Genomic DNA, 22,985 nt, shown 5'->3' with positions numbered 1-22,985 from the left:
CGGCCTTGCGACTTCACGGCCACGCGGGCCGGTCGACTCGGGGCCGTCCACTCTATGTCCGACTTTTCCGCACCCGACTCGACCGGTCCGGCCCGATGACGAATCCCACCGCCGACCCCGTCGCTGCGTCCGAAAAGCACGCTCAGTATTGACCGAAATGCCGAATTCTGGCAAGCTCCTCGCCAAGTTCGCCGAATGCTGGCGTAGCAACAGGAGGCTTCGACGGAAAGCGGCGAAGTCCACGAAACCCGAAGGGGGACATCGCATCGTGCTGGAGCCCGCGAAGCGCTACACCGGGTACCGCTCCTACGAGTACCTGGAGGCGGGTGTCGACTACCGCGTGTTCGACCTCGCACCCGAGATCGGCCGCGTCCCGGCCTACAAGGGCCTGTCGCTCAACAGCGCACAATCGGAGCGGGTGACCCGGCTGCTCACCGAGAGCCTCGTCATCTCCCTCCACGAACACCCGACGGTGTTCCCCAAGGACATCAACCAGACCGTCGACTACAACCGCACGGCCCGCCACCAGACCGGCTTCGAGGGCCTGTCCCGCTCCGGCATGACCGTCGTCTTCGACAACCTGATGGACGGCACCTGCTGCATCACCAGTCAGATGGGCTGGAAGTGGACCGACGTCGTGGCCGACATCGGCATGCGGCTGTCCGACATCGCCCACCAGGACTACGTGATCAAGGTCGAGTCGATCGCCGACGTCCACGAGGCCCACAACTCCGGCCGCGTCGGCCTGGTCCTCGGCCTTGAGGCCTCGACGATGATCGAGAACGAGGTCGACCGCATCGACATGCTGTACGGCTTCGGCGTGCGGCAGATGGGCATCGCCTACAGCGAGGCCAACACCCTGGGCGGCGGCCTCAAGGAGAAGAACGACGGCGGCCTCACGCTGTTCGGCGAGAAGGCCGTGCGCCGCATGAACAAGCTGGGCATCGCGATCGACATCTCCCACTCCGGCGACGTCACCTGCCTGGACACGATCAAGCACTCCACCAAGCCGATTCTGATCACGCACGCGGGCGCCCGGGGAGTCTGGCCCACCAACCGCATGAAGACCGACGAGACGCTCAAGGCCATGGCCGAGCGCGGCGGTGTTCTCGGCCTGGAGGCCGCCCCGCACACCACGTTGTCACCGGCCCACCCGCTCCACTCGCTGGAATCGGTCATGGACCACTTCACATATTGTGTAGACCTCATTGGAATCGACCACGTGTCGTTCGGTCCCGACACCCTGTTCGGCGACCACGTCGGGCTGCACGACGCGTTCGCCGATCACCTGTCGCTCAATGAGGCGCACTACGGCGTGCCGTACGACAAGGTCCCCTATGTCGACGGCCTGGAGAACCCCGCCGAGTGCTTCTGGAACATCATCGGCTGGCTCGTCCAGCACGACTATTCGGACGACGAGATTCGTAAGGTCATCGGCGGCAACACGCTGCGGGTGCTGGAGGAGGTGTGGCACTGATGCGCAGACGTGCCGCTTTGACCGCTCTCGCAGCGGCAGTCATCGCCGGGGTCGCCGCGTGCGCCCCCAGCACGCCGGGGTCGAGCACCGGCTCCGCCGGCGGGTCGGGCGGCGGGGCCACCGCCGACCGCATCACGATCGGCACGACGGCCGACGTCGTCAACTTCAACCCGCTGGTGGGCAACAGCCGCACCGACTCGTGGGTGACCAACCTCATGTACCCCCACCTCACGCAGATGGACGAGACCGGTAAGCGGATCCCCTACCTCGCGACCGAGTGGGCCTACTCCGAGGACGGCAAGACCGCCACCGTCAAGCTGCGCGACGACATGAAGTGGTCGGACGGCAAGCCGGTCACGGCGGACGACGTGGTCTTCTCCATCGAGACGGTGAAGAAGGAGAAGTTCGGCGTCATCGCGGGTCTGATCACCGCGCTGGAGAAGGCCGAGGCGGTCTCCCCCACCGAGGTCGAGTTCTCGCTGAGCCGGCCGGACGGCACGTTCGTCCACAACATCGGCTTCTGGCTGCCGATCGTGCCGAAGCACGTCTTCGAGAAGGCGCCGAGCGTGCAGAAGTTCGCCAACGACAAGGACTGGGTCAGCGCCGGGCCGTACAAGCTGACCAAGGTCGAGCGTGGGCAGCGCTACGTGATGGAGCGCGTCGAGAACTTCGGTCCAGCCCCGGGCGGCAAGCCGACGGTTAAGGAAGTGGTGTTCCGCGTCTTCCCCGACGTGAACACCGAGGTCCTGGCGCTGCGCAACGGTGAGATCGACGTCATCGCCAACGTGTTGCCGCCGACCACCGCGGTCTCGCTCAAGAACGACCCGAAGATCAAGATGATGGAGATCCCGTCCCTCGGATGGGCTCACCTGCAGTACAACACCAAGCGCAAGCCGCTCGACGATGTGCGGGTGCGCCAGGCCCTGGCCCACGCGGTGGACTACGAGTCGATCCGGAAGATCGCGCTGCAGGGCTTCGCCAAGACGTCCAACTCCAGCGTGCTGACCCCGGCGCAGCCGGACTACGTCGACCCTGCGATGAAGGAATACGCCTTCGACGTGAACAAGTCGAAGGAGCTGCTCAAGCAGGCGGGTGTCACCAACCTGAGCCTGAACATGATTTACGACCAGGCCGACCCCAACATCGCCAAGTGGGCGCCGATGGTCCGCGACTCCGCCAAGCAGGCGGGCATCGAGATCAAGCTTCAGGGTCTTGAGCGCAACACCTACATCGACAAGGGCGCCAAGCGCGACTTCGACATCTATGCCGGCTCCTGGGCGATCATGGACAACCCCCCGGCCAACATGGGGCTCGCCTTCAAGACCGGCGGCTTCATCAACTACGCCCAGGTCAGCGATCCCAAGCTGGACGACCTGATCGACGAGGGCCAGCGGGCGCTCAGCCCGGCCGAGGCCAAGGCGCCGATCCAGGAAGCGGCCAAGATCATCCACGAGCAGGTGTACGACAACGTGTTGTACGTCGAGACCTTCAACATCGCTCACTCGACGAAGTGGACCAACTTCAAGCCGATGCCGAGCGAACTCCTCTCGATCGTCAACCCGCTGTCGCTCGCCCAGGCCAAGCCCGCCTCCTAGAGGCGGGTGCCGCCACCGACTCGCGAAGGAGGTCATGGTGCGGCTCAAGTTCATCGGCGTACGCCTGCTGCGGGGACTGCTGACCCTGTGGTTCGCCGTCACCGTGACCTTCTTCCTGGTCCGGTTGCTCCCCGGTGACCCCGTGCTCGCGGTCGCCGACCCCAACATGACCGAGGAGCTGCGGGCCAAACTGCTCGCCGACTTCGGTCTCGACCGGCCGCTGTTCGTGCAATATCTCGACTACCTGCGGCAGCTCTTCCAGGGCAACCTCGGGATGTCGTTCCGCCAGTCGCTCCCGGTGACCGAGGTCCTCCTGGAGCGGCTGCCCTGGACACTGATCCTCACGATGTCCTCGATGGTCGTCACGGTGATCGTCGGCATCCCGCTCGGCGTGCTGGCGGCCACCCGGGCCAAAGGCTGGATCGACCGGCTCATCCAGGTCGGCGGCATCACGGCGCAGTCGCTGTTCGTGCCGAGCGTCGGCATCTTCCTGCTCTACACCTTCGGCGTGCTGCTCGGGTGGTTCCCCATCGGCGGCGCGATCGATCCTGACGCCACCGGCTTCGCCGCGACCCTCAGCATGCTGCACTACCTGGTGCTGCCCTGCCTGTCGCTGGTGCTCGTGCAGCTCGGCAGCTACGTACTCACCATGCGGTCCACGCTCATGGAGGCGCTCGGCGACGACTACGTCGCCCTCGCCAAGGCCAAGGGCGTCAAGCCGCGAGCGGTCGTCTGGAAGCACGCCGTGCGCAACGCGCTGCTCCCCACGACCACCATCGCCGGGCTGCAACTCGGCATGCTGTTCGGCGGTGCCGTACTCACCGAGACCATCTACGCCTACCCCGGCATCGGCCGCGCGATCTACGAGGCGGTCGGCCAGATGGACTTCCCCGTGCTCCAGGGCGCGTTCGTCCTGCTCGCGGCGGCCGTCGTGGTCGCCAACCTGCTCACCGACATCGCGTACGGCTTCCTCGACCCCCGGGTGCGCACCGCATGACCGAGACCACCGCCCCCGCCATCTCCACCTCGGGCCTGTCCGCCGAGCCGGACCCGACGCCGGCCCGGCGCACCTGGGCGGCCTTCCGCCGCAACCCGCTCGGCATCGCCAGCGCCGTGACCCTCGTGCTCCTGATATTGGTCGCGATCTGCGCACCGCTCATCGCGCCTTTCCCCGAGGGCTACGGCACCGACACTTCCCAGCCGCCGAGCGCGGCCCACTGGTTCGGCACCGACGCCATCGGCCAGGACGTCTTCGCACAGGTCGTCTGGGGCACCCGGGTCAGCATGATGGTCGGGGTCAGCGCGTCGGCGCTCGCGATCGTCATCGGCCTGCTCGTCGGCGTCGCCGCGGCCTACTTCCGGCGGCTCGACACGCCGCTCGGCATCCTCGTCGACCTGTCGTTGTCGCTGCCCGTGCTGCCGCTGATGATCCTGGTCGCGGCGCTCGCCGGGCCGAGTGTGCGCACGCTGGTCGTGGTCATCGCGTTGTTCAGCTGGCCCGAGGTGGCGCGTGTCGTCCGGTCGCAGGCCCTGGCCATCGTGCCTCTGCCGTACATCTCTGCCGCGCGTGTCGTCGGCGGCTCCGCCCTGTGGATCATCCGCAAGCACCTCCTGCCGGGTGTCATCCCGGTCGTCGGGGTGTCGGTGGTGCTCACCACCTCGCGCGCCGTGTTGTCGGAGGCGGGGCTGGCCTTCCTCGGCCTCGGCGACCCCAACAGCTGGTCCTGGGGGACGATCCTCCACAAGGCGCAGCAGTCGGGCGCGCTCGCCTCCGCCTGGTGGACCACGCTCTTCCCGTCGCTCGCGATCCTCGTGCTCGTGGTCGCCGCGACTCTGCTCTCCGTCGCCTACAACGACGCCCGTAACCACCGAAGGTGAGCCTTTCCCGCATGACCTTCTCTCAGCAGCTCTCACCGCAGTTCTACGCCACCGTCGTCGAGCGTGTGCGTACGGCGATGGCCGGCGAGGGCCTGTCCGCCCTGTTGCTCGACGACCCGCTGGACGTCGCCTACCTGACCGGGTTCCACCACTTCCCGAACGAGCGGCCGGTGGCGTGCTATCTGGCGCTCGACGGCGAGCCGATCCTGCTGGTGCCGGACCTGGAGCGGGAATATGCCGCCGACCAGGGCGCACACGCCGAGATTCTCGCCTATCCGGAGTTCCCGGGGGTCGTGCCGCCCTTCGCTGTGCTCGCCCGGCACGTCGCGGCCCCGGCCGCCGCCGGATATGCCCCGTCCACGGCAGCCGGCCGGGTCGTCGCCCTCGGCGCCGCGTTCCCTGCCACCTCATGGCACTCCAGCACAATCGTGGAACGTGCCAGGCTGCGGAAACTCCCCGAGGAGATCATCCTCCACGAGGAGGCCGCGCGTGTCGCCGACGCCATGATCGAGGCCGGCGTGCAGCTCGTCCGCGACGCCCTGGCGAACGGCGAGCTCCCCACCGAGACCGAGCTCGCCTCCCACGTCATCGGGTACGGCTCGCGCCTGATGTACGCCGAGCACGAGAACGTCGTCGTCGTGCCCATGCTCACCGGCGGGCTCGTGTACGGCGGAGCCAACTCGGCCCAGCCCCACCGCCTGCCCGGCGGCGACCGGCTCAACGCCGGCGAGACATTCATGCTCTCCCTCGGCTGCGCCGTAGGCGGCCGGTTCGTGGAGAGCGAGCGCACCTTCGTGCTCGGCGAGCCCACCGCCGAGCAGCGGCGCTACTACGAGACGGTGCTGCTCGCCCAGGAGACCGGCACGCAGGCCCTGCTCGCCGGGGCCACCTGCGCCTCGGCCAACCAGGTGTGCCTGTCGGTCATCCGTGACGCCGGCCTCGGTGAATATCTGCGGCACCGGCAGGGCCACGGCATCGGCCTCGGCTTCCACGAGCCGCCGTGGCTGGAGGACGGCGACGACACCGTGCTGGCCCCCGGGATGATCCTGTCCAGCGAGCCGGGCATCTACATTCCCGGCCACGCCGGCTATCGCATCTCCGACACCGTGCTGGTCACCGAGGACAGGCCGCGCAGGCTCACCGCCTATCCCAAGGCCCTGGCCGACATCGTCATCGTCTGACCCCGACCGGAGGATCGACTTCATGTACGTGCAGATCAACGGCAACCGCCTGCACATCGAGGTGCTCGGCGACCGGCCGGGCGTGCCGACGATCATCGCCCACCACGGCGCCCCCGGCCTCGGCTCCCTCGCCGAACCCCGCGCGAGCTTCGGGCGGTTGTCGGACGCCTACCGCGTCGTCGTCTTCGACGCTCGGGGCTCGGGCGCGAGCGACGACAACGGGCCGTTCACGCACGCGCAGTGGGTGGCCGACGTGGACGCCGTCCGCGAGTGGATCGGGGCCGAGCAGATCGTCGTCGCGGGCGGGTCCTACGGCGGGTTCATCGCCATGGAATATGCCATCGCCCACTCGGACCGGGTCAGCGCCATGGTGCTGCGGGACACCTCACCCGACAACTCCAATGAGGCGGCGGCCCGGGCCAACGCGCTCGCGTCGGCGCGGGTCACGGTCGACCTTGAGAAGTTCGAGCGGATCATGACGGGCACCACACGCGACGACGCCGATCTGCGTGACTGCTGGACGGAGATCCTGCCGCTCTACGACCACGACTACGACCCGTCGCTCACGGCGCGGCGTGCCGAGGCCACGCCGTACCACTACCGGACGCACAACTATGCGTTCTCCGTAAACCAGCACACCTACGACGTGAAGCCGAAACTGCCGACGGTCACCGCGCCGACTCTCATCACCGTGGGGCGGCACGACTGGATCACGCCGGTCGCGTGCAGCGAGACGATCGCGGAGCTGATCCCGTCCTCTACGCTCGTCGTCTTCGAGAACTCGGGGCATTCTCCGCAAGTCGAAGAGGCCGACCTGTGGGAGGCGACCGTACGCGAGTTCCTGGAGGAGGTGCACGCGACCCGGTGAACGCGCCAAGATGCATCCAATGAATGATCTCGACTCACTCGACCGGCAGATCCTCGCCGCCCTCCACGTGAACGGACGGGCGAGTTGGACCGACATCTCCCAGGTGCTCGGCACCTCCACCACGACCGTCGCACGGCGAGCGCAGCAGCTCATCGCCGAGGGCATGGCGTGCGTGGCGGTGGTGCCCCACCTAGAGCACGCCGGACCCGTTGACGTTTTCATGGTGCGTCTCACTTGCGCCCCCGGCAGCCAGCTCCGGGTGGCGGGCATGCTGACCCGCCGCCCGGAGATCCGTTTCGTCAGCGTCGTCACGGGCAGCCACGACATCGTGTTCGAACTCGTGGCCCCCAAACACCGCGACCTCTACTCACTGCTCGTCGACGAGGTGCAAGGCATCCCCGGAGCCCTCCACAGCCAGGCCGACCTGGTGCTCCACACCTACAAGGTCTCCTACGACTGGAGCCTTCAGGTGCTCGACCGCAAAGCCGAACATCTCGCCGCCCCGCCCCCGCCCCACCAGTGCGACGCCGGGCACCTCGACCCCGTCGACATGGACATCCTCAACGCGCTGCGGGACGACGGCCGCGCCAGCTTCCTGTCCGTCGCCAAACGGCTCGGCGTCAGCGAAAGCACCGTACGGCGACGCTTCGAGAGCATGATCGAACGCGGATGCGCCACCGTCGCCACCTTCGTGCCCGCCTCCGCTCTCGGTTATGAGGCGGAGGTGTTGTTCTGGTTGTCGGTCGATCCGAGCGCCCTCGACGACATCGCCACCAACCTCACCGAACACATCGGCGTGCGCTTCATCGCCTCCACCCTCGGGCAGTCGTCCCTCATGTGCGAAGTGATCATGCCGACCACCGCGGCCATCCACCACTTCACCAGCCGCACCCTGGCCGGCATCCCCGGCCTGCGCTCCTGGACCGCGAGCGTGCAGATCCTCAACGTCAAGCGCGCCTTCCTACCGGTCCCCTGGGCCCAGCACCGCATCGCCACCGCCCTCGCCGGCGAGACCCCGTGACACCCTTGAGCACCTAGCGACGGGCGGGTTCCCAAGCCCCCACACCTACCCCCACCATGCGAACCCGCCCGCCGCCTTCCAGCCTGCGTGGTAAGGCTCGGCTCAGCCCTCCAGTGTGGGCTTCACCGCTTGGACGTAGTAGAGCATCGGCGGCAGGTCGCCCTCGCCGAGGATCTCGAAACCCGCGGCCGGAATCAGGTCGCCGAGCAGGTCGTGCGGGCTGTGCCGCATCGCGGGGCCCGACACCGCGGCGGTGAGCCGGGCGAGCAGCCTGTTCGACGGCGGGCGGAACTCCGCGATCAGCAGGCGGCCACCCGGCCGCAACACGCGGAACATCTCGCGCATCGCCGCCGCCCGTGCCGCCACCGGCATGTGATGCACCGCCAGACTGGACACCACGAGGTCGAACGAGCCGTCCTCGGCTTTCAGTGCCTGGCCTTCGCCCTCTTCGTACACGCAGTTCGCCGGCGCGCGGCGACGAGCGTATTCGATCATGGCCTCGGAGGGGTCGACGCCGGTCACCCGGCCCGAGTAGCCCGCCACCTGGGCGAGGATGCGGCTGAAATATCCGGTGCCGCAGCCGACGTCGAGCACCTTGTCCCCCGGCCTGATGCCTGAGAAGAGCGCCAGGCGCGTGTACACCTCACGTCTGCGGCCGAGGTAGCCGATGCTCGCGAACAGGTCGTAGGCACGGGGGCGATCGATCGTCCCGCCTTCCTCCGCATGCTCGTCGTGCTTGTGCAGCAGTTTTCCCAGCCCCATGGCCGACCTCCTTCTTGAACATGCTGTTCAATAACGAATACTCTGTTCGCCATGATAGGCGCGGTCAACAGTCAGTTCTGCCCGGCTGTGCCGTACTGAACACGAAAAGGAGAAGTGTGCGGTGACCATGGACCGCCGCGTGCGGCGCACCCGGCAGGCCGTCCAGCGTGCTCTGGTCGACCTGACCTTGGAGAAGGGCTACGAGGCGGTCACCGTCACCGACCTCATCAACCGGGCCGACGTGGGGCGGTCCACCTTCTACGCCCACTTCACCGACAAGCAGGACGTGCTGCTGAGCAACATCGCCGAAATCGACTTCCTCCACCGGCCCCCCAGCACCAGCGGCGAACTCTTCGCCTTCAGCCTGCCGATGCTCGAACACGCCGCCGAACAGCAACGCCTCGTCAAAGCCCTCCTCGGCCGCCGCGGCGGAGGCGTGCTCGTCGCCCGCGGCGAACAGATGCTGGCCACCATGATCCGCGACGAGCTTACGACCCGGGGCGCGCCCGCCTCCCCCTCCCTGGACCTGGTGGTGATCTGCGTCGCCGGCGCCTTCATGGCCCTCCTCCGCCAATGGGTCGACGGCGACTTCACCGCAACCCCCACCGACCTGGACACCGCCTTCCGCACAGCGGTCATCCCCGGGGTAGCGGCCTTGCTCGGGGGGCAATAATAAGTGCACTTATTATAAGTTCACTTATCATTGCTCTCGTGGACAAGCCAGTAGAGATCTTCGACCGGCACTACGAGTGGGAAGAGCTGACCAGGTTCATCGACTATCGAGGCCCCGGTGCGACACTCGGCGTGGTCTCCGGTCGCCGGCGCCAGGGGAAGACCTTCCTTCTCGACGCGGTGTGCCGCGCGACGGGCGGGTTCTACTTCGCGGCGACCCAATCGACCGAGGCCGAATCCCTTCACCAGTTCGGCACGGCACTCGCCCATCACCTCGGCGATCCGGCACCACGCAGATTCGCCGACTGGGACGAGGCCATCGACGTCGTCATGTCCCTCGGAGGGCCGACGCCGGTTCCCGTGGTCCTCGATGAGTTTCCGTACCTCGTCAAGGCATCGCCTCAGCTTCCCTCCCTCATTCAGCGTGCGCTCGGCCCGCAGGCCCAACGGCGTGGCAGTGCCGTACGGCTGCTTTTGTGCGGGTCGGCGCTGTCGTTTATGGGTTCGTTGCTCACGGGCACCGCGCCGCTCCGCGGGCGGGCCAGCCTGGAGCTGGTCGTTCCGACGCTCGATTACCGGCTCGCCCGCGACTTCTGGGAGCTCGGAGATCCGGCGCTGGCCCTGCGGGTCCACGCCGTAGTGGGTGGCACACCCGCTTACCGGCGGGAGTTCACCCTGGGTGACGCACCTGCCGACATGGCCGACTTCGGCCCCTGGGTCATCCGCAACGTTCTCAACCCCAGCAGGCCGTTGTTCCGCGAAGCCCGGTTCCTGCTCGCCGAGGAGCCGGACCTGCGTGACACGGCCCTCTACCACGGAGTTCTATCGGCGATCGCGGAGGGCAATCACTCTAGGGGCGGCATCGCCGGATATCTCGGCAAGAAATCCACCGACCTAGGCCACCCGTTGACCGTCCTGGAAGACGTGGGGATGATCACGCGTGACGCCGACGCGTTCCACGGCAAACGGTCGGCCTATCGCATCGCCGAGCCGATCCTCACCTTCTATCACGCGATCATGCGCCCGGAATGGAGCGACCTGGAGCGCCCCGGTCTCGCGGAACAGGTCTGGAACAGGTCTCAGAGAGCCTTCCTCAGCAAGGTCCTCGGACCGCACTACGAACACCTGGCCCGGCTCTGGGTCCGCTGGCATGCGGCACCCGAAACACTCGGCGGGCTACGCAGTCGCGTCGCATCGGGGACATTGCCCGACCCGGCGAACAAGACAAGTCACGAACTCGACGTTGTCGTCTTCGGACGGAGCGCCGACGACCACGAGACCATTCTGGCCATCGGGGAGGTGAAGTACGGCGATGTGATCGGCCGTGCACACCTCGAACGTCTGGAACGACTCAGGGAACTGCTCATCTCCCGCGACGAGCGTGCCTCCCCGGCGACACGAATCCTTCTCTTCAGCGCCGCCGGGTTCACCCCTCATCTGCTGGAGAGAGCCCGTGAGCGGACGGATCTCGAACTCATCGATCTCGCGCGTCTCTACGAGGGGTCGTAGGCATCCTTGAAATTTCGGGGGCCACCCTTCCGAGGGGTTGTGCTACTCACGGAGGCAGTTAATGCGCATTCCCGGCGACAGTGCGATTCGTGCACTCCATGCGAAATATGCGCCCAGCGCGGAGGCGTTCGAGCTGGTTTATACGCACTGTGAGATCGTGGCGGGGATCGCCGGGCAACTGCTTGAGCGCATCGACGGTGCGGTCGACGCGGAGCTGGTTCGGGCGGGGGGTCTTCTTCATGATATCGGGGTTTATGGGCTTTATGTGGATGGCGAGCTGGATCACGCGCGTTACATTCGTCATGGGATCCTAGGCTATGAACTCCTTGCCGGGGAGCGGCTGCCTGAGGTGCTCTGCCGTTTTTGCTCATGTCACACCGGGGTGGGCATAAGCAGGGAGGACGTGCTCACGCAGGGGCTCCCGTTGCCGGTTGACGACTATGTCGCGGTGTCGGCCGAGGAGGCGCTGGTGATGTATGCCGATAAATTTCACAGCAAGACCGACCCGCCGGTATTCGTCTCCGCCGCCACCTACACGACACAGATCCGGCGTTTTGGCGAGGATAAAGCACGGGCCTTTCTCAGCATGATCGAGAGGTTCGGCCTGCCCGATTTAGAGCCCTTTATCACAAAATATGGTTGCACCGTGATCTAAAAGCGGCGAGCGCCTGGTTCTCGTGGAACCAGGCGCTCGCCGCTATGGTCTACCCAGTGCGGTCAGCTGCACCCGCTGGTGGAGCCGCAGCCCTCGCAGACGTAGCAACTGCCGGCCGGACGCATCTTGGTGCCGCAGGTCATGCACAGCGGGGCGTCCGCGGTGCGGCCCTGGTGGCTTTCCAGCGCCGTGTGAGGAGCCGGGATCTCGGGAGTGGCGGGCTTGGACTCAATCGGGGCCGACTGAGCCAGGGCCTCGCGGTCGATCGACTCCTGGAGCTCGCCGCGCTGCTGGGCGATGCGCTCAGAGGCGGAGAAGATGCCGAGGGCGGCACGCTCGTCGTAGCTCAGGTGGTCGAGGGCGAGGCGCCGGAAAATGTAGTCCATCACCGAGTTGGCCATGCGCACGTCGGGGTCGTCGGTCATGCCGGCGGGCTCGAAGCGCATGTTGACGAACTTTTGCACATAGGTCTCCAGCGGCACGCCGTATTGCAAGCCGATGGAGATCGCCACCGAGAAGGCGTCCATGACCCCCGCGAGGGTGGACCCCTGCTTGGACATCTTGAGGAAGACCTCGCCGAGGCCGTCGTCCGGGTAGGACGACGCGGTCATGTAGCCCTTGGCCCCGCCGACGGTGAAGCGGGTGGTCATGCTGGGCCGGGAGTTGGGCATGCGGCGCCGCGTGGGACGGGCGACCTCGATGACCTGTACGGCGGGAGCCGGCTCGGCCTGGGTCTTGTCCTCCTCGTCCTTCTTGGCGATGGAGAGCGGCTGGCCGACCTTGCAGTTGTCGCGGTAGACGGCGAGGGCCTTGAGGCCGAGCCTCCAGCCTTCGAGATAGACCTGCTCGATGTCGTCGACGGTCGCCGCCTCGGGCAGGTTGACCGTCTTGGAGATGGCCCCGGACAGGAACGGCTGGGTGGCGGCCATCATGCGGACGTGGCCCATGGGGGCGATGGCCCGCGCTCCCATGGCGCAGTCGAACACCTCGTAGTGCTCGGGCTTGAGGCTGGGGGCGTCGACGACGTGGCCGTTTTCTGCGATGTATTCGACGATGGCCTCGACCTGCTCCTGCAGGTAGCCGAGCTGGTTGAGGGCACGCGGGATCGTCTGGTTGACGATCTGCATGGAGCCGCCGCCGACGAGCTTCTTGAACTTGACGAGGGCGAGGTCGGGCTCGATGCCCGTGGTGTCGCAGTCCATCATCAGGCCGATGGTGCCGGTGGGGGCGAGGAGCGACGCCTGGGCGTTGCGGTAGCCATGCTTGTCACCCAGCTTGAGGCACTCGGTCCACTGACGGGACGCCTCGGCGTGGATGTCGGTGTCCATGCCGCCGATGGTCTGCAGGTCGTCGTTGGCGGCGGCGTGCTTGCGCATGACGCGCTTGTGCGCGCTCTCGTTGCGGGCGTAGCCGTCGTAGGGGCCGACGATGCCGGCGATCTCGGCGCTGCGGCGGTAGGACACGCCGGTCATGAGGCTGGTGATCGCGCCGGCGATGGAGCGGCCGCCGTCGGAGTCGTAGGCGTGGCCGGTGGCCATGAGCAGGGCGCCGAGGTTGGCGTAACCGATGCCGAGCTGGCGGTAGGCCCGCGTCGTCTCACCGATCTTCTCGGTGGGGAAGTCGGCGAAGGTGATCGAGATGTCCATCGCCGTGATGATCAGCTCGGTCATCTTGACGAACGACGCGATGTCGAACTGGTCGTCGTCCTTCAGGAACTTGAGCAGGTTGATGCTCGCCAGGTTGCAGGACGAGTTGTCCAGGTGGACGTATTCCGAGCAGGGGTTGGAAGCTGTGATGCGGCCGGTCTCCGGGCAGGTGTGCCAGTCGTTGATGGTGTCGTCGTATTGCACCCCGGGGTCGGCGCACTCCCAGGCGGCCTTGGCCATCTTGCGGAAGAGCTCACGCGCGTCGACCTCGTCGATGACCTCGCCGGTCTGGCGGGCCCGCAGCCCGAACTTCGAGCCGCTCTCGACGGCGCGCATGAAGTCGTCGGAGACGCGGACGGAGTTGTTGGCGTTCTGATATTGCACCGAGACGATGTCCTTGCCGCCGAGGTCCATGTCGAACCCGGCGTCGCGGAGCGCGCGGATCTTGTCCTCCTCGCGCGCCTTGGTCTCGATGAACTCCTCGATGTCGGGGTGGTCGACGTCGAGCACGACCATCTTGGCCGCGCGGCGGGTGGCGCCGCCCGACTTGATGGTGCCCGCGGAGGCGTCGGCGCCGCGCATGAAGGAGACAGGGCCGCTGGCGGTGCCGCCGCTGGAGAGCAGCTCCTTGCTGGAGCGGATGCGCGAGAGGTTGACGCCGGAGCCGGAGCCCCCCTTGAAGATGACGCCCTCCTCCTTATACCAGTCGAGGATGGACTCCATCGTGTCGTCGACGGCGAGGATGAAGCAGGCGGAGACCTGCTGCGGCGAGGCGGTGCCGACGTTGAACCACACCGGTGAGTTGAACGCGAACATCTGGTGCACGAGCGCGTGCTTGAGCTCGTGGTCGAAGATCTCGGCGTCCTCGTCGGAGGCGAAGTAGCCGTTCTCCACGCCGGTTCTCGTATAGACGCCGACGACCCGGTCGACGAGCTGCTTCAGGCTCCACTCCCGCTGCGGCGTGCCCACGGCGCCGCGGAAGTATTTCGTCGTCACGATGTTGGCGGCGTTGACCGACCAGAAGTCGGGGAACTCCACACCGTGCTGCTCGAAGTTGACGCTGCCGTCGCGCCAGTTGGTCATGACGACGTCGCGGCGCTCCCAGCGCACCTCGTCGTAAGGATGCGTGCCGGGCGTGGTGAAGACGCGCTTCATCTTCAACCCCTTGCGCGGCCGCCTGCCCCCACGGGCCACCACGCCACCGACCGTCTCCGTCATGACTTCCCCCTCCCGGGGCTCGCTGGAGCCCACCGTCGGACCGCTTTCATCGCGCCGCAAGACCCCCGGCGCCGGGGAAACCCCATTTAGGGGTGGCTTTCGCCTTTGTCGCTCTTCAGTTGCTTGATCTCGGCTTCGAAGTCGTCGAGGCTCTCAAATCCCCGATAAACCGACGCGAAGCGGAGATAAGCCACCTCGTCGAGTTCGCGGAGCGGACCGAGAATCGCCAGCCCCACCTCATTGGAGGGGATTTCAGCGGCTCCGGTCGCCCTGATGCTCTCCTCGACGCGCTGACCGAGTTGCGCCAGCGGATCCTCACCCACCGGGCGACCCTGACATGCCCGCCGCACGCCCGCTATTACCTTGTCGCGGGAAAACGGCTCGGTCACGCCGCTGCGTTTGCTCACCATCAGCAACACCGTCTCCTGAGTGGTGAACCTTCGTCCGCACTCGGAACAGGTGCGACGGCGGCGAATCGCCGCTCCGTCTTCAGTCGAGCGACTGTCGATGACGCGCGTATCCGGGTGACGACAGAACGGACAATGCACGCTTGTCGCCCTCCTTGTGCGCGCCTAAACCCACCACAGCCACCGAGTGGCCTCTTGTGCGGGTAATGCAATGCGCAAGAGACGCTCCCGCACACCCCACAGAAGAGACTGTGTGGTCACGGAAACACAATTTATGGTGAGCTACGTCGGCATGACTACTAGATGTTGTGGTCCAACCGTAGAAGTGCCGGACCATGAACGCAAGTTGACGGCGCCCCCGCCGGGGAAGTCGCTGCTCAGAGCGGTCGCCGGGCGTGTCGCCTCCTCCGCCCCAGCATCCCCGCCGGACACCTGCCCCCCAAGCCAGATGAGCCCGACGGTAGCCGCCACAAGCAGCACAAACACCACAGCTCTCCCGCGAGGCGTCAGCCGTACCGGCCGCCTCTCCAGCCTCGGACGTCTTCCACCCGCCGAACGCCCCCCTTCTTTCGAACTACGTCCTACTTCTTTCGAACGTACGGCGGACGCCGGCGATTTCCCCCTTCCCGGCACTCTTGGCGCCGGGACCACTTCGAGCCGGGGACGATTCGAACGCGTCCCAGATGTCGAACGCCTCTCCTGCGATCTTCCCGGAACCTGAGCGGTGCGGCTGCGCCGCGATGGCGCGGCGTTGATCGGCACGGTCGTCGGCATGTGACCTCCCGGATGTCTCCCCGCCCGATACATCCGATCCGTCCGCTGCGCATGCAGATCACTGACAAGCGCTTATCAAAATCACGGAATAAAGATCAGCGAATCGAACACGGTATCGATCGAACTCCCGTACGATGTTCTACACCAGGATGTGACCGATTTCGAGAACCACTCGAACACGTGTTTGAAGTCGATCTTTGTCGGCGATACGGTCGCACTAGGTGCGGCGTGAATTTCACACACCGGGCGATCAGCGGTGGCCGGCCCCGGGCGAGGAGGAGAGCATGAGCGAGCGCAATGGCGAAGGCGTCAGCGACCTGGCGGTGCGCAGGCGTGACTCCCTCGGCCTGACACCGAGGCAGCGCAAGATCCTGGAAGTGATCCGTGACTCGGTGCAGCAGCGCGGCTATCCGCCCTCCATGCGTGAGATCGGCGAGGCCGTGCAGCTCACCAGCACCTCCAGCGTGTCCCACCAGTTGACGGCTTTGCAGCGCAAGGGCTACCTGCGCCGTGATCCCCACCGCCCGCGCGCCCTTGAGGTCCGCCTGCCCGGCGAGCCCGCCCTTTGGGTCGACCCCGGCACGAGCGACCTCGACTCCCCCCAACCCCCCGTGAGCCGCCCCACCGCCGCCTATGTGCCCCTGGTCGGCCGCATCGCGGCCGGCGGCCCGATCCTCGCCGAGGAAAGCGTGGAAGACGTCTTCGCCCTGCCCAAGCAACTCGTCGGCGAGGGCACCCTGTTCCTGCTCCAGGTCACCGGCGACTCGATGATCGACGCCGCCATCGCCGACGGCGACTGGGTGGTCGTCCGCCAGCAACCCGTCGCCGAGAGCGGCGACATCGTCGCCGCGATGATCGAAGGCGAGGCCACGGTCAAGACCTTCAAACGCAAAGACGGCCACGTGTGGCTGGTCCCCCACAACCCGGCCTACGACCCGATCCCCGGCGACGACGCCTCCGTCCTGGGCAAGGTCGTGGCGGTGCTGCGCCGCCTCTAGCCCCTCCCGCATCCCCAAGCCCTGCCGCACGGCACAGCCGGCACGGCAGGGCTTGGGGCGTGCCACAAGGGCCTCGTGACCGGTTGCGGCCGCCTAGCGGCCCTGACGCCTCGCCACGCCCCTCGCGACGGGCCAGGCCCACCTCCCGGACGAGGCTCACGACACGCCACGCCGCATGGCCCCAGCCCGCGGGGCATCGCTCCATATGCCACGACCTCCACGGCCTCTCGCAGGGAGGGCACGACGGCGCCGTAGGCCTCGGCATATGTGCCATGGCCACCCCGCGAAGCTGACGTGACCTTCACGGACGAAACCGCTGACGCCTCGGAGGCCGGCACCCTCGTTCGGGGTCGGCTTCACCGATGAACCCCACAATCGACCAACAAATCCCCGGAAGCACTGCACTACCGGACATGGAAGAGCCCGCAAACCTCCCACGTAGGGTTATACCGTGACCGATGCACCAGACCTGGACAAGATCACCCTAGACTCCATCGGCCCGCGAGCTGGTATGAAGTGGGGGACCACCCCGCAAGGCATCATCCCCGCCTGGATCGCCGACATGGACTTCCCCATAGCCCCCGAGATCCAGAGCGCGCTGACAAGCCGCGCCGCCAACGACCTCGGCTACCCCACATGGATCGACCAACCCCCGGCCGGCCCCCTGTCCGAGGCGTTCGCCGAGTACATGGAGCTCAAGCATGGCTGGCGCCCCGACCCCGGTCACGTCCGCTCCTACACGGACATCAACCAGGCTCTCCAGATCCTTCTCCATGTCATGACTTCTCCGGGTGACCGGGTCGCTTTCCACACCCCCGGCTACTACCCGTTCTTCGAGACGTGCGCCGAGATGGACCGGCCGCTCTTGCCGATCCCCATGATCCCCGAGGGCGACTCGTGGCGGTTCGACCTCGACCGCCTGGCCGCTGACCTGGCCGACGGGCGATGCCGGGTGCTACTGCTCGTGAACCCGCACAACCCCACGGGCCGCGTCATGACCCGAGCGGAACTGACCGGCCTCGCCGAGCTGGCCGAACGCCACGATCTCCTCGTGCTGGCCGACGAGATCCACGCCGACCTCATCCACGGCTCCGCCGAGCACATCCCGTTCGCCACGATCCTCCCCGAGCGTACGGTGACCCTCACGTCGGCCACCAAGGCGTTCAACCTGGGCGGCATCCGATGCTCGGCCATCCACGTGGGCGTGCCCGCCGTACGCGACGCCTTGGACAGGCAGCCCACCCACATCTACGGCGCGGCGAACCTGCTCGGCGTGGAGGCCAGTGTCGCGGCGTGGCGCCACGGCGGCGAATGGTTGCAGGCGGTCCGCACGGTGCTTGACCGAAACCGCCACCTGGTCGCCAAACTCCTCCCCGAAGGAGTCGGCTACCGAGTGCCTGAGGCGACATATCTAGCGTGGCTTGACTTCTCCGCCCTCAACCTCGGCGAGGAGCCCGCAGACTTCCTCCTCCGCGACGCCCAGGTCCGCCTGAGCCCCGGCCCTGCGTTCGGCCCGGGCGGCGACGGCTTCGCCCGGCTCAACTTCGCCACCTCCGGCCCCATCCTCGAACAGATGCTCAACCGGCTCGCCAACGCGATCACCAACAGGGTGAAGCAGGTCTGAGGCCGGGCCTCCCCGCAAAGACAACGACACCACGGCACGTGCCGTACGCCGGCCGTGCCGTGGTGTCGTAGGTGGGGTTAGGGGACGATGTTGACCAGTTTGGGCGCTCGGACGATCACCTTGCGCGGGGGACCGTCCAGGTGGCCCTTGACCTTGTCCGAGGCCAGGGCGAGGGCCTGGAGGTCGGACTCGGAGATGTCCGGGGCCACCTCCAAGCGGTCGCGGACCTTGCCCGCCACTTGGACCACGCACGTGACCGACTCCTGCACCAGGAGAGCCGGGTCGGCGGTGGGCCAGCCGGCGAGGGCGACGGGGGCGGGGTGGCCGAGGCGGTGCCAGCCCTCCTCGGCGGTGTAGGGCGTGACGAGTGACAGCATGACGGCCAGGGCCTCGGCGGCTTCGCGCACGGCGGGGTCGCCGGCTCCGGGGCCGCTGTCGATGGTCTTCCTCGCGGCCGAGGTCAACTCCATCATGCGGGCGACCGCGACGTTGAAGCGCTGGGACTCGACCAGTTTGGTGACCTCGTCGATGGTGTGGTGGGTGACCTTGCGCAGGGCGAGGTCACCGCTCTCGACGGGGACGCCGGAGGTGGTGCCGGCGCCGGCCTCGGTCATGACGCGGAGAGCGCGGCCCAGGAACTTCAGCGACGCGCCGGGAGACAGGTCGGCCCAGTCCATGTCGTCCTCGGGCGGACCGGCGAAGATCATGGTCAGCCGGACGGCGTCGACACCGTAGGTGTCGATCTGCTCGCCCAGGTCCACGCCGTTGCCCAGGGACTTGGACATGGCCTTGCCCATGTTGATGACCTGCCCCTGGTTGAGCAGGCGCAAGAAGGGCTCGGTGAAGTCGACCATGCCCATGTCGTAGAGCACCTTGGTGAAGAACCGGGAGTAGAGCAGGTGCAGCACGGCGTGCTCGATGCCGCCGACGTATTGGTCGACCGGCCCCCACTTGCGCACCTGCTCGACGTCGAACGGCCCGCCCTCGTAGCCCGGCGAGCAGTAACGCAGGAAATACCACGAGGAGTCGACGAACGTGTCCATGGTGTCGGTGTCGCGCTTGGCCGGGCCGTCGCACTTGGGGCAGGAGACGTTGACCCAGTCGGTCGCGGCGGCCAGGGGGGACACACCCTTGGGCGCCAGGGCCTCGCCGCGCAGGTCGGGCAGCGTGACGGGGAGTTGCTCGTCGGGGACGGGCACCTCGCCGCAGTCGGGGCAGTGAATAATCGGGATCGGCGTGCCCCAGAAGCGCTGCCGGGACAGCAGCCAGTCGCGCAGGCGGTAGTTGACGGCGGCCTTGCCGTTGCCCTCGGCGGCCAGCATCTCGATGATCTTGGCGATGGCGTCGACCTTGCTCAGGCCGTCGAGCGGGCCGGAGTTGACCAGGGTGCCCTCGCCGGGAGTCGCCTCGCCGGTCTCGCCCGGGTCGGCCAGGCCGGTGTGCACGACGACGCGCACCGGCAACCCGAACTTCCGCGCGAAGTCGAGGTCGCGCTGGTCGTGGGCGGGCACCGCCATGATCGCGCCATGGCCGTAGTCGGACAGGACGTAGTCGGCCGCCCACACAGGGATGCGCTCGCCGTTGACCGGATTGATCGCGTGAACACCAAGGAAGACGCCGGTCTTCTCCTTCTCGGTGGACATGCGCTCGATGTCGGACAGCTTGGCGACCTCGGCGCGATAAGCGTCGAACGCCTCACGCCGGTCGGGGGTGCAGATCTCGCTAGCCAGGGCCGCGTCGGGGGCGACCACGAAGAAGGTGGCGCCGTAAAGCGTGTCGGGCCTGGTCGTGTAGACGGTGACGGGCTCGTCGCGGCCCTCGATCGCGAAGGCCACGTCGGCGCCCGTGGAGCGGCCGATCCAGTTGCGCTGCATGGCGAGCACACGGTCGGGCCAGCCGGCCTCGACCTGCGCCATGTCGTCCAGCAGCCGGTCGGCGTAGTCAGTGATCTTGAAATACCACTGCGTCAGCTCGCGGCGGACCACCTCGGCGCCGCAGCGCTCGCACCGGCCGGCGACGACCTGCTCGTTGGCGAGCACCGTCTGGTCGCTGGGACACCAGTTGACCAGGCCGCCCTTGCGGTAGGCCAGACCGCGCTCAAAGAACCGGTTGAACAGCCACTGGTTCCACTTGTAGTAGTCGGGGTCGCTGGTGTGCAGCCGGCGCGACCAATCAAAGGAAATGCCGTAACGCCGGAAGGACGTGGCCTGCGTCTCGATGTTGGCGTAGGTCCACTCGGCGGGGTGAGCGTTGCGCTTGATCGCGGCGTTCTCGGCGGGCAGGCCGAAAGAGTCCCATCCGATGGGATGCAGCACGTTGTAGCCGCGCTGGAACCAGTATCGCGCGATGACATCCCCGATGGCGAAAACCTCGCCGTGGCCCATGTGGAGGTCACCCGAGGGGTAGGGGAACATGTCGAGCATGTATTTATACGGACGGTCGTCGGTTGCCCCCTCACCGGCCCGGAAGGGGTCAAGCTCCTCCCACCGCTGCTGCCACTTGGCCTGCAGGGTCTGGGGGTCGTAATGCTCGCTCACTGGTGACTTCTCTCGGTTGGTCGTCGCCCATAAGAAAACCCCCCGCTTGCACAAACGAGGGGTCGCCGCGTCGATGGGCGGAACTCAGCCCTGCCGACGCGGCCCGCTAAGCAGAGTCGCGGAACGCATACGTCAAGACTAGCGCAGGTCGCAACCCGCTAGGGTGACGGTCGCCAAACCTGCCATCTCTAACAGGAATGTCCTCACAGAGGGTAAACAGCCGGTTTCGTACGGCGAAGCCATGCATTAGCCCGGCCACCGCCCGGCTTTCTCCATGGTGGGTGAGATCTGATGGTGATACATCCGTTGTGACCTCTGTTGTCCCTTCAGTCTAATCTTTGCGCCGTGGCGAACTCAGCAAAACCGGGTCAGGGGCCCGATCCATCGGAGCAGGGGCTTCCGATGCAAGATCCCCCCACAGACCCCACCGGCCTGCAGTTCCGCGGGGGCTTCTCTGGTTTCCCTGCGGACCCCCCCGTGTCACATGAGATCATGCCGACCACCCATAAACCGGGCACGACAGCGGGAGGTACGGCAGAAATGGCCCCGGAGCATCCGACTCCAGCGCACCCTCCTCCGGCTTGGCCAGAGATGCCCGGTAACGAGTCTCGCCGCGCCTCCCCACAACGGCCAGGCCCCGGCACGGGGCCGCACCCGTCGATGACCTCCCCTTCTCGTCCCGGCGCTCCGGGACCTGAGTCGCAGCCGCGCGGCTCCCAGGCCGGCGGGGCTTCCTGGCCGGGCGAGCAGCCGCCCGCCCAGTCGTTCCGCCGCGGCGGCGAGCAGGGGCAGGGCACCGACCCGCGCCTCCAGCCGCCGGACCGGCCCGGCCAGGGCACCGACCCCCGTCTCCAGTCGCCCGGCCCCGCCACTTCCGGCCGACCGGGACGCGGCACCGACCCGCGCCTCCAGCCCCCCGGTCCCACCGGCGCCTCAGGAGGGCCGGGCCCCGGCTCCCCCGCCGAGGGTCCCCGCCCCCGGCAGGCACAGGGTCCGTCGTTCGACCAGCCCCAAGGCCCTCCTGGCCGGCAAGGCGCCGGCCCCGGTCAGTCCCACCCGGCGGCACACGGTTCCGGGCCACGGGGTGAGACGCCGGGAGCCGCTCTCGGCCGAGACCCGGCTGATCCGTACAAGCCGTTCGTCACCGCGGGTCAGATCAGCGGCCCCAAGACTCCGCCGCCCGCCCGGCAGCAGGAGATCTGGGACACCGTCTTCAGCGACGACGACGAACCCGAGGAGCGCAGGCCCTTCTGGATCTTCGCGCTGATCGGATCCGTCGTAGTGGCGCTGCTCGCCGTGCTGCTCTGGGCGTTCCTCGCCGGTCCGCTCGCCGGATCGGATGAGGAGCCGAGCGACGGCGTGTCCGGCAAGGCCGCCCCCACCACCTCGCCGCAGGGGACGACCCGGTCGCAGTCGATCACCAAGCTGCCGCGTTTTCCCGGCCGCGCCTCCGCGGTGTCGGGAACGCTCACCGACAGCCGGGTCGCCATCACGGTCCCCCGCCTCGGCGGTGTGTGGCGGCTCGACACGCGTCCCTCGGTCATGAAGACGTACGGCTACGCCACGCGCCAATATGTCGCCGCAGGCCAGGACACGGTAGGGAAGCCGCAGTTCGCCCAGGTGATGACGGGACCGCTGCAGGCTCGGCTCAAGTCGAAGTACAGCTCGCCGGAGAACCTCCTGCCGGTGGTCAACGCCGTCGCGGTCCAGGCGCGGCAGAAGCTCTTCCCGTCCGGCAACGCGGTGCGCAAGACGTCCCAGCAGTCGCTCAGCATCCAGGGCATGCCAGGACAACTAGCCGCGTGGCAGGTCACCACGGGACAGAGCACGACGACCATGGTGGTGGCCGCGATCAGCACCGGGGATGATCTGCCGGCGATCGTCTACATGTCCGTGCCGGACAACAAGAAACAGCTGTTGCCCGACATCAACACTGTCTTTCAGCGGATCCGTCTGACCGGTTCATAACGCCACACGGTTCACGAGGCCACACAGCCCGCGGCGGCCGACGCCACGCCCGATGCCACAAGGCGCCCGGTACGGCAGAGCCGCCAAGTAGATGTGCCCGCACGAGACGTACGGCAGAGCCGTCAGGCAGACGATGCCCCGCGCGAGGTGCACGGCGGAGGGCGCCACGAGGCGCCCGGTACGGCAGAGCCGTCA

Annotated in this window: 17 protein-coding genes; 13 read left to right on the top strand and 4 right to left on the bottom strand. The window is 67.3% G+C overall.

From position 1 onward, the window contains the following. Positions 1-268: 268 nt before the first annotated feature. Genes Ssi02_RS09625 through Ssi02_RS09595 form a run of 7 tightly spaced genes read left to right on the top strand, consistent with a single transcriptional unit; the run spans position 269 to position 8,020 of the window. Positions 269-1,477 (top strand): dipeptidase, encoded by a 1,209-nt coding sequence (locus tag Ssi02_RS09625; RefSeq protein ID WP_239128753.1) that lies wholly within the window; start codon positions 269-271, stop codon positions 1,475-1,477. Continuing rightward, positions 1,477-3,072 carry an ABC transporter substrate-binding protein gene (locus tag Ssi02_RS09620; RefSeq protein ID WP_204023772.1) on the top strand — a complete coding sequence of 532 codons (1,596 nt, stop codon included), beginning with the start codon at positions 1,477-1,479 and terminating at the stop codon, positions 3,070-3,072. Before Ssi02_RS09625 ends, Ssi02_RS09620 begins: the two co-directional genes overlap by 1 nt. 37 nt (positions 3,073-3,109) lie before the next feature. After that, positions 3,110-4,069: an ABC transporter permease gene (locus tag Ssi02_RS09615; RefSeq protein ID WP_239128752.1), complete on the top strand. Its 960-nt coding sequence runs from the start codon at positions 3,110-3,112 to the stop codon at positions 4,067-4,069. Further along, on the top strand, positions 4,066-4,950 hold the full coding sequence (locus Ssi02_RS09610; RefSeq protein WP_204023770.1) for an ABC transporter permease: 885 nt from the start codon (positions 4,066-4,068) through the stop codon (positions 4,948-4,950). The genes Ssi02_RS09615 and Ssi02_RS09610 overlap by 4 nt, the downstream gene beginning before the upstream one ends. An 11-nt stretch (positions 4,951-4,961) precedes the next feature. Then, positions 4,962-6,131 carry a M24 family metallopeptidase gene (locus tag Ssi02_RS09605; protein ID WP_204023769.1) on the top strand — a complete coding sequence of 390 codons (1,170 nt, stop codon included), beginning with the start codon at positions 4,962-4,964 and terminating at the stop codon, positions 6,129-6,131. A 22-nt stretch (positions 6,132-6,153) separates the two neighbouring features. Continuing rightward, entirely contained in the window at positions 6,154-6,999 is an 846-nt protein-coding gene (locus Ssi02_RS09600; protein WP_204023768.1) for an alpha/beta fold hydrolase, read from the top strand. Positions 7,000-7,018: 19 nt separating this feature from the next. Continuing rightward, the gene (locus Ssi02_RS09595) at positions 7,019-8,020 is read left to right on the top strand and encodes an Lrp/AsnC family transcriptional regulator (RefSeq protein WP_204023767.1); all 1,002 of its coding nucleotides are present in this window, start codon (positions 7,019-7,021) and stop codon (positions 8,018-8,020) included. A gap of 102 nt (positions 8,021-8,122) precedes the next feature. Here the strand turns inward: Ssi02_RS09595 and Ssi02_RS09590 are convergent, their stop codons facing one another. After that, positions 8,123-8,782, bottom strand: coding sequence for a class I SAM-dependent methyltransferase (locus tag Ssi02_RS09590; protein ID WP_204023766.1), 660 nt, complete (start codon positions 8,780-8,782; stop codon positions 8,123-8,125). A 127-nt stretch (positions 8,783-8,909) separates the two neighbouring features. Between Ssi02_RS09590 and Ssi02_RS09585 the strand changes: the two genes are divergently transcribed. From Ssi02_RS09585 to Ssi02_RS09575, 3 genes are all read left to right on the top strand, one after another. Further along, positions 8,910-9,455: a TetR/AcrR family transcriptional regulator gene (locus tag Ssi02_RS09585; protein WP_275410642.1), complete on the top strand. Its 546-nt coding sequence runs from the start codon at positions 8,910-8,912 to the stop codon at positions 9,453-9,455. Between the two features lie 38 nt (positions 9,456-9,493). Next, the gene (locus tag Ssi02_RS09580; RefSeq protein WP_239128751.1) at positions 9,494-10,963 is read left to right on the top strand and encodes an AAA family ATPase; all 1,470 of its coding nucleotides are present in this window, start codon (positions 9,494-9,496) and stop codon (positions 10,961-10,963) included. Between the two features lie 61 nt (positions 10,964-11,024). Further along, on the top strand, positions 11,025-11,618 hold the full coding sequence (locus tag Ssi02_RS09575) for an HD domain-containing protein (protein WP_204023761.1): 594 nt from the start codon (positions 11,025-11,027) through the stop codon (positions 11,616-11,618). 62 nt (positions 11,619-11,680) lie between these two features. Here Ssi02_RS09575 and Ssi02_RS09570 read toward each other — a convergent pair whose 3' ends face one another. Beyond that, positions 11,681-14,482 carry a vitamin B12-dependent ribonucleotide reductase gene (locus Ssi02_RS09570; RefSeq protein WP_204023758.1) on the bottom strand — a complete coding sequence of 934 codons (2,802 nt, stop codon included), beginning with the start codon at positions 14,480-14,482 and terminating at the stop codon, positions 11,681-11,683. 86 nt (positions 14,483-14,568) lie between these two features. Next, the gene (gene nrdR / locus Ssi02_RS09565; protein WP_204023755.1) at positions 14,569-15,030 is read right to left on the bottom strand and encodes a transcriptional regulator NrdR; all 462 of its coding nucleotides are present in this window, start codon (positions 15,028-15,030) and stop codon (positions 14,569-14,571) included. A 917-nt stretch (positions 15,031-15,947) separates the two neighbouring features. On the opposite strand from nrdR, the gene lexA reads away from it, so the two are divergent. Further along, positions 15,948-16,661, top strand: a complete 714-nt coding sequence (gene lexA, locus Ssi02_RS09560; protein ID WP_204023752.1) for a transcriptional repressor LexA — start codon at positions 15,948-15,950, stop codon at positions 16,659-16,661. Positions 16,662-17,112: 451 nt separating this feature from the next. Further along, positions 17,113-18,285 (top strand): MalY/PatB family protein, encoded by a 1,173-nt coding sequence (locus Ssi02_RS09555; protein WP_239128750.1) that lies wholly within the window; start codon positions 17,113-17,115, stop codon positions 18,283-18,285. Between the two features lie 77 nt (positions 18,286-18,362). On the opposite strand, the gene leuS is transcribed toward Ssi02_RS09555, so the two are convergent. Further along, positions 18,363-20,822 carry a leucine--tRNA ligase gene (gene leuS / locus Ssi02_RS09550; RefSeq protein ID WP_204023750.1) on the bottom strand — a complete coding sequence of 820 codons (2,460 nt, stop codon included), beginning with the start codon at positions 20,820-20,822 and terminating at the stop codon, positions 18,363-18,365. Between the two features lie 660 nt (positions 20,823-21,482). On the opposite strand from leuS, the gene Ssi02_RS09545 reads away from it, so the two are divergent. Beyond that, positions 21,483-22,790 (top strand): hypothetical protein, encoded by a 1,308-nt coding sequence (locus tag Ssi02_RS09545; protein ID WP_204023747.1) that lies wholly within the window; start codon positions 21,483-21,485, stop codon positions 22,788-22,790. Positions 22,791-22,985: the final 195 nt, after the last annotated feature.

The sequence above is a fragment of the Sinosporangium siamense genome (assembly GCF_016863435.1).
Taxonomy (GTDB): domain Bacteria; phylum Actinomycetota; class Actinomycetes; order Streptosporangiales; family Streptosporangiaceae; genus Sinosporangium; species Sinosporangium siamense.
The sequence above is the reverse complement of the archived record's forward strand: the minus strand, read 5'-3'. Positions and strand labels throughout refer to the sequence as shown.